14 protein-coding genes are annotated in these 11050 nt (G+C 68.3%); 7 read left to right on the top strand and 7 right to left on the bottom strand.

Annotation, left to right across the window (positions count from 1 at the left end; translation table 11 throughout):
- From AX692_RS11095 to rpsI, 4 genes are all read left to right on the top strand, one after another.
- A partial coding sequence (locus tag AX692_RS11095; protein ID WP_196491787.1) for a COX15/CtaA family protein occupies positions 1-519 on the top strand: 519 nt, incomplete at its 5' end.
- Entirely contained in the window at positions 516-836 is a 321-nt protein-coding gene (gene cutA / locus AX692_RS11090; RefSeq protein ID WP_073977322.1) for a divalent-cation tolerance protein CutA, read from the top strand. The genes AX692_RS11095 and cutA, both read left to right, overlap by 4 nt.
- 153 nt (positions 837-989) lie before the next feature.
- Positions 990-1469 (top strand): 50S ribosomal protein L13, encoded by a 480-nt coding sequence (gene rplM, locus AX692_RS11085; RefSeq protein ID WP_073977321.1) that lies wholly within the window; start codon positions 990-992, stop codon positions 1467-1469.
- Positions 1469-1984 carry a 30S ribosomal protein S9 gene (gene rpsI, locus AX692_RS11080; RefSeq protein WP_073977320.1) on the top strand — a complete coding sequence of 172 codons (516 nt, stop codon included), beginning with the start codon at positions 1469-1471 and terminating at the stop codon, positions 1982-1984. The genes rplM and rpsI overlap by 1 nt, the downstream gene beginning before the upstream one ends.
- 76 nt (positions 1985-2060) lie before the next feature.
- On the opposite strand, the gene AX692_RS11075 is transcribed toward rpsI, so the two are convergent.
- The 4 genes from AX692_RS11075 to AX692_RS11060 all read right to left on the bottom strand — a co-directional run bounded on the left by AX692_RS11075 (position 2061) and on the right by AX692_RS11060 (position 4480).
- Positions 2061-2252 (bottom strand): hypothetical protein, encoded by a 192-nt coding sequence (locus tag AX692_RS11075; RefSeq protein WP_073977319.1) that lies wholly within the window; start codon positions 2250-2252, stop codon positions 2061-2063.
- 214 nt (positions 2253-2466) lie between these two features.
- On the bottom strand, positions 2467-3327 hold the full coding sequence (locus tag AX692_RS11070) for a metallophosphoesterase family protein (protein WP_073977318.1): 861 nt from the start codon (positions 3325-3327) through the stop codon (positions 2467-2469).
- Complete coding sequence (locus tag AX692_RS11065) at positions 3317-4177, bottom strand: diacylglycerol/lipid kinase family protein (RefSeq protein WP_073977317.1); 861 nt, start codon at positions 4175-4177, stop codon at positions 3317-3319. Before AX692_RS11065 ends, AX692_RS11070 begins: the two co-directional genes overlap by 11 nt.
- Positions 4178-4207: 30 nt before the next feature.
- Complete coding sequence (locus AX692_RS11060) at positions 4208-4480, bottom strand: hypothetical protein (RefSeq protein ID WP_073977316.1); 273 nt, start codon at positions 4478-4480, stop codon at positions 4208-4210.
- A gap of 227 nt (positions 4481-4707) precedes the next feature.
- Here AX692_RS11060 and AX692_RS11055 point away from each other — a divergent pair, with 227 nt between their 5' ends.
- Complete coding sequence (locus tag AX692_RS11055) at positions 4708-5046, top strand: UrcA family protein (protein WP_073977315.1); 339 nt, start codon at positions 4708-4710, stop codon at positions 5044-5046.
- Positions 5047-5199: 153 nt separating this feature from the next.
- Here the strand turns inward: AX692_RS11055 and AX692_RS11050 are convergent, their stop codons facing one another.
- The 3 genes from AX692_RS11050 to fumC all read right to left on the bottom strand — a co-directional run bounded on the left by AX692_RS11050 (position 5200) and on the right by fumC (position 8754).
- Complete coding sequence (locus AX692_RS11050; RefSeq protein WP_073977314.1) at positions 5200-5958, bottom strand: LytR/AlgR family response regulator transcription factor; 759 nt, start codon at positions 5956-5958, stop codon at positions 5200-5202.
- Positions 5951-7228, bottom strand: a complete 1278-nt coding sequence (locus AX692_RS11045) for a sensor histidine kinase (protein WP_073977313.1) — start codon at positions 7226-7228, stop codon at positions 5951-5953. Before AX692_RS11045 ends, AX692_RS11050 begins: the two co-directional genes overlap by 8 nt.
- A gap of 119 nt (positions 7229-7347) precedes the next feature.
- On the bottom strand, positions 7348-8754 hold the full coding sequence (fumC, locus tag AX692_RS11040) for a class II fumarate hydratase (RefSeq protein ID WP_073977312.1): 1407 nt from the start codon (positions 8752-8754) through the stop codon (positions 7348-7350).
- 211 nt (positions 8755-8965) lie between these two features.
- On the opposite strand from fumC, the gene AX692_RS11035 reads away from it, so the two are divergent.
- The gene (locus tag AX692_RS11035) at positions 8966-9571 is read left to right on the top strand and encodes a protein-L-isoaspartate O-methyltransferase family protein (protein WP_073977311.1); all 606 of its coding nucleotides are present in this window, start codon (positions 8966-8968) and stop codon (positions 9569-9571) included.
- Positions 9568-11043 carry a TolC family outer membrane protein gene (locus tag AX692_RS11030; protein ID WP_081095262.1) on the top strand — a complete coding sequence of 492 codons (1476 nt, stop codon included), beginning with the start codon at positions 9568-9570 and terminating at the stop codon, positions 11041-11043. Before AX692_RS11035 ends, AX692_RS11030 begins: the two co-directional genes overlap by 4 nt.
- Positions 11044-11050: the final 7 nt, after the last annotated feature.

Genomic DNA, 11050 nt, shown 5'->3' with positions numbered 1-11050 from the left:
CGCTGTTCCTGCTCGGGCCTCGTGTGGACCGCGCGCGATCTCAGGGTCCTCGCCCGCGACCCTGCCGCGCGCCCGGCCCCGCTGACCGCCGGGGCAGCGCTGGTTGCGGGGGTGCTGTTCGTCCAGCTGCTGCTCGGCGCCTTCGTGGCCGGGCTCAATGCCGGGCACGCGGCAAGCGACTGGCCGCTGATGAACGGGCGGCTGGTGCCCGAGGCGGATTTTTCGGACGGTGTGCTGTTCACCCTCTTCAACGATCCCTTCCTGCTCCACTTCCTGCACCGCTGGTGGGCATGGATCGCGGTCGCCGCGCTGGTGTGGCTGGCGCGGGCGGTGCGCAAGACCGCGCGGCTGGAAAGCGTCCTCGTCCACACCGCCTTCGGTACGATGGTCTTGCTTGGTATTGCGACGGTAATGAGCGGGGTTTCGCTGTGGATTGCCGCCGCTCACCAGCTGGTGGGCGCGCTGACCGTGGTGGCGACGGTGCGGGCAATGCATGCGCTGGGACGCACCGCCCGATGAGCGACGCCGCGCTCGTCTGGTGCCCCTTCCCCGACACCGAGAGCGCCCGCGCCGCGGCCGACGCGCTGCTCGATGACGCGCTGATCGCCTGCGCCAACATCCTCGGGAGCATCGAGAGCCGCTTCGTGTGGGAGGGCGCGCGGGCGACCGGGAGCGAGGTCGGGGTGCTGTTCAAGACCACCTCCGAACGGCTCGAGGACGTGGTCGAACGCCTCGGCGAATTGCACCCCTACGATACGCCCGCGATCATCGGCTGGCACGCCGACGCGGTCCATCCGGCCACTTTCGCCTGGCTGGCGGGGATCGTTCCGGGATAGCGGTATTATTTTACCGCATCGGAAAGTGGCGCTTTTGCTTGACTTCGCGGGCCCCAGGCGACATTGGCGCGCCACTTCGCTCCCGGGCCCGGCCCGAGGGAGTGATTCTTCCGGACATCCCCCGGCAGAGCATTCGAACCAAGGACACATGCCATGAAGGCGCTCACCAAGCAGACCCGGTCGATCAAACCGGCCGAGGTCGAAAAGAACTGGCACATCATCGACGCCGACGGTCTCGTCGTGGGTCGTCTCGCCGCGATCATCGCCAACATCCTGCGCGGCAAGACCAAGCCGAGCTACACCCCGCACGTCGATTGCGGCGATCACGTGATCGTCATCAACGTCGACAAGGTGAAGTTCACCGGCAACAAGATGGGCGACAAGGTCTATTACAAGCACACCGGCCACCCCGGCGGCATCAAGGAAACCACCCCCGCCAAGGTGCTGGGCGGCCGTTTCCCCGAGCGCGTGCTCGAAAAGGCCGTGGAACGCATGATCCCGCGCGGCCCGCTCGGCCGCAAGCAGATGAAGGCGCTGCACCTCTATGCCGGCACCGAACACCCGCATGACGGCCAGAAGCCGCAGGTGCTCGACGTCGCTTCCATGAACCGCAAGAACAAGGTGGCCGCATAATGGCTGACGAAACCACGACCGTCTCGGATCTCGCCGATCTGAAGGACATCGCCGCGAGCGTGCCGCAGGGTGACGCCGCCGAAATCGCCCGCGTCACCGCGCCGCTGCGCGAGCGCGAAGTCGACGCGCAGGGCCGCGCCTACGCCACCGGCCGCCGCAAGGACGCGGTCGCCCGCGTGTGGGTCAAGCCCGGCACCGGCAAGATCACCATCAACGGCCGCGATCAGGAAGTCTACTTCGCGCGTCCGACGCTGCGTCTCGTGATCAACCAGCCCTTCGGCGTGACCGACCGCACCGGCCAGTACGACGTCATCGCCACCGTGCGCGGCGGCGGTCTGTCGGGCCAGGCGGGCGCCGTGAAGCACGGCATCGCCCAGGCGCTCAGCAAGTACGAGCCCGAGCTGCGCGGCGCGGTCAAGGCCGAAGGCTTCCTCACCCGCGACAGCCGCGTGGTCGAGCGCAAGAAGTACGGCAAGGCCAAGGCCCGCCGCAGCTTCCAGTTCTCGAAGCGCTAAGCTTCCGGCACACGGACAAGACAAGGGCGGCCCCCGCAAGGGAGCCGCCCTTTTTTCTTTGCAGACGCTGCAGGAGTCAGCGTTGCAGCAACGACAGCGCGAAGAACAGGCCGGTGCCCGACAGGAACAGCGGCCACGACCAGAACATCCGCACGTCGCCCAGGGAAACCATGTGGATCGCCAAGGGCCCCGCGCTGGTGCCCTGCGATCCGATCACCACCGCAATCACCGCCGAAACGATCGTGCCGAAGATCACTGCCTTGATCATGTCGTTGCCTTTCCCCTGACGCGCGCACCCTCGCTGGAGGCGCTGGTTGAAAGAGGGTGCAGGCACGCGTGAACGACAATCGGGTGTGTGCCGCCCCCGCGCACCTGCGCGGGCGTTTTCACCAATAAAGTCTTAATGCGGGCGATAGAGGAAAGGTTAAGCCGGAACTCGGTATGTTTACCGAGCCGCGGGTTCCGCTCTTCGCGCTGGGCGCTCAGTGCACCGGCGGATCGACCGCGGGCACCTGACCGACCGGAGCGACCGGCTCGCCGGGCGCGCGCGGGGGCAGGGCGTCGGCGGGGACATCGGCAATCAGCATGTCCGGCGTCGGCACGTGTTCGAGATTGCGCACCGTCACGCCCAGCATCGCGCCGTCCCACACCAGTTCGTTGAAGCTCGGCGGGGTCGAACGGGTGCGCTGCGAGAGCGTGCCCGCCCCGATCATCCGCACCGGCCCCTCGGGCGTGGGCTCGGCGATGTCGAAGGCGTCATGGACATGTCCCGATAGCACCGCCAGCACGCCGCGCTTCGCCAGTTCGGCGAGCGCCCGCTCGCCGCCGTGGGTGAGGGCGGTGCCGTGAGTGCCGACCTCGCGCAAGGGATGGTGCACCGAGATCAGCGCGCGCGTTCCCCCGGGCAGCCGGTCGAGCGCGGCGAGGCAGCGCGCGAGCGCCGGCTCGGTCACCCAGCCCTTCGACCAGTTGGTGCGCGGCTGCCAGCGCCGCACCGACTTCAGGGGCACGATCGCGAGCCCCGGCAGATCGATCTCGCGCTCGACCAGCGCCTTCATCCCCTCGAACCGCTTGTAGGGCGTGGTGAAGCGCTCGAAGAGGTTGAAATAGGGCATGTCGTGGTTGCCGATGGCGATCGTCACCGGCACCTCGAGCGCGGTGATCCAGCGCGTCGCGGCGGCGAATTCGTGGTGGCGCGCGCGCATAGTGTGATCGCCGGTGATGACCACCGCATCAGGGCGACGCGTGGCGATCTCCTCGCGCACCCAGGCGAGCGCGCGCTTGTCCTCGAGCCCGAAATGGATGTCGGAGAGGTGGAACAGGGTGAGGGGGCTAGATGTCATGCGACGTCGCTAGCAGATCGACCCCGCACGGCTCCACCGCAAAGGTTGAACCCGATGGGCATTCGCCGGGCTCGCCGTCGATCAGGCAGGCGAGCGGGCCGCCATCGAGGCTCTCGAGCACGATCGCCTCGGCAAGGCCCAGCTTGTCGTGCGGCCCCTCGCGGAAGCGGTGGCGCAGCGTCGCCCAGGCCTGCGCGGTGTAATCGAGCGCGGCATCGGCGTAATAGCCGAGGATCTGCACCCCGTGCTCGCCGGGGGTGAGCTCGACCAGCGGATAGCCCCCCTCGCGGCTCGCGCGGCGATCGGCGACGCGGACGCCCGGGCCGGTGGTGGTCTCCCGCAGCGCGGCGATCGCCTCCTTGGCCATCTCGGCGATCGCCCCGCTGCGCATCGATTCGCGCACCCGGTTCCACGCGGTGCCGGGGCCGACCAGCAGCCCTGCAAGCGCCGCGCCCGCCGGGCAGCGCAGGCACAGGGGCCTGCGCGCGAGCGCCCCGCCCGCCGCGACGATGTCGAGGATGGTATCGAGATCGGTGGTGCGGTGGAGGCGCAGCGGCAGCAGGTTCATCGTCCCGCCCGGCAGCACCAGCACCTTGCCGCGCCACCCCGCCAGATGGCTCACCAGCGCGTTGATCGTGCCGTCGCCGGTGTAGACCGCGACCAGCCCCACGCCCGCCGCATCGAGCGTCGCCGGATCGGGCAGGGGATCGTCGGGGAAGGCAATCACCCGGCCCACCTCCCACCCCCGCGCCGAAAGCGCGGCGGTCACGGTTTCGGCGGACTTGCCGTCGTTGCTCCCGCTCGCCGGGTTGACGACGAGCCAGCAGGGGGTGCGCGCAGGGTCGGGCATGAACGGGTTCCTTGTCGCGGGGCGCGCGGGCTACAGCCGCCCGCTCAGAATAAGCCATGCCGCCCCGGCATTGACCGCAGAGTAGACCGCATAGGCCCATACGAAGCCCGGCCAGCCCTTCACCGACAGCAGCAGCGCGAAGAACAGCACCGCGAACTCGCTCAGCATCGCGGCGCGGCGGCCGAAGGTCTGGCTCGCCGCGGGCAGGCGGGCGAACAGCGGGTGCCCGCGGGCAAAAACTGCGGCGAAGATCGCGAAGTTGGCGATGCCCAGCAGGAAGATGATCGCGGTCGCTGATCCCATTGTCCCAATATGGCGCTGCGCCCGTCGATTGAAAACCGCCATTTGTCGCCCGTTTCGCGCCATTGGTCATGCCGCCGCTTCGCCGGTCGAGCGGCTGACCGGGGTTGATCGACCTTGCCGTGCGACTCGCCCGAGGCCGGCGTATCACAAGTCTCAGCAGGGCGCCTGGCACCCCCGGATCGGACCCCCGCCCGATCTCAGGCACTGCGGAGATGGAGGATAGACCGATGAAAACCCTTGCGAAAGTATTCACCCATTCACTCGCCGCCGCCGGCCTTTCGGCCGCGCTGGTCGCCCCGGCCCTGGCCGGCAACCCGTTCGAGGACAATGCGCCGCGCCGCACCGTCGAGGTTCGCACCAGCGATCTCGACCTCGGCACCGCAGCCGGCCAGCGCATGCTCGACACGCGCATCGAGAATGCGATCCGGCAGGTGTGCCGCACGGTCAGCATTCAGGCCGGCACGCGGATCCTCGATCAGAGCACGCAGGAGTGCAAGGCCAACGCCCGCGCCGAAGCCAAGCAGAAGGTCGCTGCCCTGATGGACCGCGCCCAGCGCGGCGGTTGATCCGCGCGAGAATTGCCCGGCGCACCCGGCGTGCGGCGGCATACGGCCCGAACCCTCACAGTCCCTGGGGTTCGGGCCGTTTTTTGTTCTTGCGGTGTCGCCTGCGCACGGCGCGGGCAGTCCGCGCCGCCGGTGGCGGCCCGCGCCCCTTCCCTATCTGCCCGCCATCGCCTTGACGCGCGCGAGGTAGGTGCGGCCGATCCTGAGCGCCTCGCCGCTCACCAGTTCGGCCGACCACACCCCCAGGCCATCATGCCTGAGGCCGCGGATGTGGTCGCGGCGCAGGATCGTCGAGCGGTGGATGCGGATGAACTGTTCGGGATCGAGCCGCTCCTCCAGCCCCGCGATGGTCTGCAGCAGCAGGTAGGAGCGCCCTCCTTCAGCCCCGCCGCCGACATGGAGGCGCACATAGTCGCGCTCGGCGTCGATCTGGTGGACCTCGCTCACCGCGATCCGCAGCAGCTCGGAGCGGTGCGGCACCCACAATTCGTCGAGATAGCGGCCCGCCTTCTGGCGGCGCTGGCCGCGGCGGGCGACCGCGCGTTCGATCGCGCGCTCGAGCCGGTCGGCCGAGACCGGTTTCAGGACATAGTCGACCGCTTCCAGATCGAAGGCCTCGACCGCGAAATGATCATGCGCGGTGACGAAGATCACCACCGGCGCCTGGGGCTGCGCGGCGAAGTGGCGCGCGACGCCGAGCCCGTCCAGCTCGGGCATGGTCATGTCGAGCAGCACCAGATCGGGTTCGAGCTTCTCGGCGAGCCGCAGCGCCGCGGCGCCGTCGCTCGCGGTGCCGACCACGCGCACGGCGGGGATCTCGGCGCAGATCACCTGGACGCGTTCGACCGCGAGCGGCTCGTCGTCGACGATCAGGGTTCTGAGGGCGGCGTTTTCGATGTCGTTGTCAGTCATGGCGGTTTGCTTGATGACTCACCGGGCGCGACAAGGGAATACGGATTTCGGTGCAATAGCCGCCCGGCACCGGGGCCGAGCTGAAACCGATGTCGGGGCCGAAGCGCGCTTCGAGCCGATCGCGGACATTCGCCAGCCCGATCCCGAAGCCGTGGGTGGTGCCCTGCGGCACGCCCGGCCCGTCGTCACCCACGGTGATCACCAGCCGGTCGAATTCCTCGCGCGCGGCCACGGTGATCGTCACCGGGCGCGAGACGGGGGAGACGGCATACTTGACCGAATTCTCCACCAGCGGCTGCAGGATCATCCCCGGCACGCGGCATTCCTCGAGATCGGCGGGCAGGTCGAACTTCGTCACCAGCCGGGTGGGAAAGCGCACCGCCTCGATATCGAGATAGAGCTTCTGGAGGTCGAACTCGTCGCGCAAGCTGACATCGGCGGTCGGCTCGGTGGCGAGCGAGTGGCGGTAGAAGCGGCTGATCGTCTGGATCATCCGCTCGGCGCTGTCGGCCTTGCCGGTCATCACCAGCGCTGAGAGCGAGTTCAGCGTGTTGAACAGGAAGTGCGGGTTCACCTGATAGCGCAGGCTGCGCAGCTCGGCGGCCTTGGCGGCGGAGCGGAACTGCTCCTCGCGCCGCTGCGCCGCGCGCGCCTGCACCCCGGCGAGCAAGGCGAAATAGGTCGAGGCCCAGGCGAGCAGCAGGAAGTAGCGGCCGAGCGCGACATCGAGCAGCTTGCGCCAGAAATCGGAATAGGTCTCGGCCGGCGCGATCATCACCGCCTGCGAATCCACCACGTCGGTGGCGCCCCCCTGCGGCTGCCCCGCCGGGCTGACACGCCGCACCGGCACGTCGACCAGCAGGTTCCCGCTCTCGTCGCGGCGCAGGTTGATGTTGTACTTCTTGGCGTAGAGCTGCTCCTGCGCGAGCTCGATGTCCTTGAAAATCCACTGGTTGACCTGCCCGATGGCGAGCGCGATCGGGAAGGCGAGCGCGATTGCCGCGGCGATCTTGAGCCACAGGGGACGGGTGTCGAACAGCCGCAGCAGCAGCCACAGCACGATTGTCAGCCCAATTCCCAGTGCGGTGATGATCAGCCGCCGCCAGCCGAGCTCGAACTGCAGCGAGAGATCGAGCACCAGGCTCGAACGGAAGGTGGTGAGCGCGAAATAGGTGGCCCACAGCACGACCATCGAGAACAGCACCGTGCGGAAGGACACGGTGGCGGCAGGTTCGGCGGGGGCGGTATCGCTTAGCGGGTTTGTTGCCATTATGCCGATCAGCGATACCGCGCCCGCCAGGCATTGGCTACCGGGCAGGGCGCATGTCGTCGGGCGGAGTCTCGCCTTGGTCGAATGATGAACAGCCGTTCATACTCGACCAACGGCACCTAATCCCGGGGCTTGATCATGTCCGCGGGCACGACCCATTGGCCAAACTGCTCTTCGGTCAGCAGCCCGAGCGCCAGCGCGGACTCCTTCAAGGTCGTCCCCTCGGCGTGGGCCTTCTTGGCGATCTTGGCGGCGTTGTCGTAGCCGATGTGGGGGTTCAATGCGGTCACCAGCATCAGGCTTTCGTTCAGAAGCTGGGTGATGCGGGTGGTGTTGGCCTCGATCCCGACGACGCAATTGTCGGTGAAGGCATGGGCGGCATCGCCGATCAGCTTCATCGATTGCAGCACGTTGTAGATGATCACCGGCTTGAAGACGTTGAGCTCCAGGTGCCCGTGCGATCCCGCGACCGTCACCGCGACGTGATTGCCCATCACCTGCGCGCAGACCATCGTCATCGCCTCGCACTGGGTCGGATTGACCTTGCCCGGCATGATCGAGGAGCCGGGCTCGTTGGCGGGGAGTGAGAGCTCGCCGAGGCCCGAGCGCGGGCCGGAGCCCAAAAGGCGGATGTCGTTGGCGATCTTCATCAGGCTGACCGCGAGCACGTTGAGCGCGCCCGAAATCTCGACCATCGCGTCATGCGCGGCGAGCGCCTCGAACTTGTTGGGCGCGGTGACGAAGGCATGGCCGGTCTCGGCCGCGACTTCGGCGGCAAAGGCGACATCGAAGCCGACCTTGGCGTTGATTCCGGTGCCCACCGCCGTCCCGCCCTGCGCCAGCTCGAGCACGCGCGGCAGCGCCGCCTCGACCCGCTTGATCCCGTATCCGACCTGCGCGGCGTACCCTGAGAACTCCTGCCCCAGCGTCATCGGGGTCGCGTCCTGCAGGTGGGTACGACCGATCTTGACGATCTGGCTGAATTCCTGCGCCTTGGCATCGAGCGCGCCGTGGAGCTTCTTCAGCGCCGGCAGCAGGTGATCCATCGCCTCGACCGCCGCAGCGATGTGCATCGCGGTGGGGAAGGTGTCGTTCGACGACTGGCCCATGTTGCAGTGGTCGTTGGGGTGGACCGGGCTCTTGCCGCCCTTCTTGCCGGTGAGGATCTCGTTCGCGCGGCTCGCGATCACCTCGTTGGCGTTCATGTTCGACTGGGTGCCGCTGCCGGTCTGCCACACCACCAGCGGGAACTGGTCGGCGAGCGTCCCGTCGATCACCTCGCGCGCGGCCTTCACGATCGCCTCGCCGAGCCCCGCATCGAGCACGCCCAGCTTCATGTTGGCCTTGGCCGCCGAGAGCTTCTGCACGCCCAGCGCGCGCACGAGCGCGGGGGGCATCCTCTCGCCGCCGATCGGGAAGTTGACGATCGAGCGCTGGGTCTGCGCGCCCCAGTGCATGTTCGCTGGAACCGCCACTTCGCCCAGCGAATCGGTCTCAATCCGCACGTCACCGCTGCTCGCCGTCATGTCACTCATCGAAGCCATCCCTCTCTAAGTCGAATTCCGTCCCGAAGGTTCTGGCGCTCCCCTAAGCACCAGGGCGCGGCAAGGTCAAAGGCGTAAAACGTGAGGCCTTGGGGGCCGCGCATTGCAGGCAAAAGCCTTGGAAGCGCGCGGCAGCACGTTTAAGGAGAGGGTTGACCGGCTGTATTGCGACACTAATACAGTTACCCGAGAAATGATGAGCACCATGACCGACACCCTTGCCGACAGCAAAACCGCCCGCCGGGCGATGATCGACAGCCAGCTGCGCACCAGCGGCGTGAACGAGGAATATGTGCTCGCCCGGATGCTCGCCGTCCCGCGCGAGGATTTCCTCCCCGCCGAGAAGGCCGCGCAAGCCTATATCGACCGTGCGGTGATGCTGGGCGAGGGCGGCCACCTCGCCAGCCCGCTGTTCTACGGCAAGCTGCTGCTCGAGGCCGCGCCCACTCCCGAGGCCCGCGTGCTGGTGGTGAGCGGCGGCACCGGCTACCTCGCCGCGCTGATCGCCCCGCTGGCGAGCAGCGTCACCGAGGTGACCGCCGCCGAGGCCGCGGCGCGGCAAGGCGCGGGCGAATACGACCTCATCGTCATCGACGGCGCGATCGAGCAGCTGCCCGATGGGCTCGCCGCCGCGCTCGCGGATGGCGGCCGGATCGTCACCGGCCTGGTGCTGCGCCAGGTCACCCGCCTTGCCAGCGGCGGCCGGATCGCCGGTCAGGTCAGCCTCCAGCCGCTCGAGGACCTCGGCATTCCCGTGCTCGCCGCCTTCGCCGCCCCCAAGCGCTGGACCTTCGCGTGAGAGCACGCACCGCCTCGCTGCGGCTGGCCGGAACGGCGAGCCTGCTGGCGCTGACCGCATTCGCGGCTCCCGCGCGCGCCGACGACCTGCGCGAGGCGCTGGCGGCGGCCTACAACACCAACCCCACGCTCGAGGCGGCGCGCGACAACCAGCGCGCCATCGACGAGAACGTGCCGATCGCGCGCGCGCAGGGGCTGCCCTCGGCGAATGTGACCGCGACCCATACCGAATTCCTGCGCCAGTCGGCCAACTCCTTCACCGCGCCCGAGCGCAACCTTGGCGTTACGGCGCAGGGGCTGGTTCCGATCTATTCGGGCGGAGCGGTGCGCAATGCGATCGCGGCTGCCAAGGAGCGGGTCGAGGCCGGTCAGGCAGACCTGCGCAACACCGAAAGCACGCTCTTCGCCAACGTGGTCGCGGCCTACATGGACGTCCTGCGCACCGAGGCGCTGGTGGCGCTCGCCACCAACAACGTCGCCGTGCTGCGCACCAATCTCGAGGCGACCAGCGATCGCTTCCAGATCGGTGATCTCACCATCACCGACGTTGCCCAGTCGCGTTCGCGCCTTGCGGTGGCCGAAGGCGATCTGCAATCGGCCGAGGCGAACCTTATCGCCGCGCGCGAAGCCTATGTGCGGCTTGTCGGTCAGGCGCCGGGCGAACTTGCGGCGCCGCCGCCGCTGCCGGGCCTGCCCGATACGGTTGGCGAGGCGATCGTCAGCGCGCTGGAGAACAACCCCAACCTCGAGGCCGCCAAGCTGCGCGCCGAGGCGGCAGGTTTCGACAGGAAGGCGGCCGGGGCCGGGCGGCTTCCCACGGTCGGGCTGTTTATCAACGGTCAGTACAGCGATTTCTACGGTACGCTCGGCGGTCCGATCTCGGCCGATTTCGTGCAGCGGGAAACCACCGCCAACGCCGGTGTGCGTATCACCATTCCGCTGTTCCAGGGCGGCGACCCGGCAGCGCGCCAGCGGCAGGCCGGCGCACGCGAGAGCGCGGCGCTTGAGGACGTGATCGCCTCCGAGCGCCAGATCATCGCCGAAACCCGCACCACCTATGCCAACTGGCAGGCCGCCAACGCCGTGATCAAGAGCGCGCAGGCCGCCGTGGAAGCGGCCGAACTCAGCCTTGAAGGCCTGCGTGCCGAGAACTCGATCGGCAACCGCCAGATCCTCGACGTGCTCAATGGCGAGCAGGAACTCGTCAACGCCCGCGCCCAGCTGGTGACCGCGCGGCGCAACGCCTATGTCGCAGGGTTCAACCTGCTCGCGCTGATGGGCAAGGCCGAGGCACGCGATCTCAATCTCGATGTCGGCGGGCCGCTCTACGACCCGCAGGTCAATGCCGACCGGGTGAGCAGCAAGATGTGGGACTGGGACCGCGACCCCGAACCGACACCGGATTCGACCAGAACCGTTGACATTCCCCCCGCCACGGCAACAATCGGCCCGCAACTGCTGCCCGGCGAGTGATGCCAGT

The organism is Erythrobacter donghaensis, from assembly GCF_001557325.1.
Classification (GTDB): Bacteria; Pseudomonadota; Alphaproteobacteria; order Sphingomonadales; family Sphingomonadaceae; genus Erythrobacter; species Erythrobacter donghaensis_B.
Note: the sequence above shows the minus strand (reverse complement) of the source record. Positions and strands in the feature narration are given on the sequence as shown.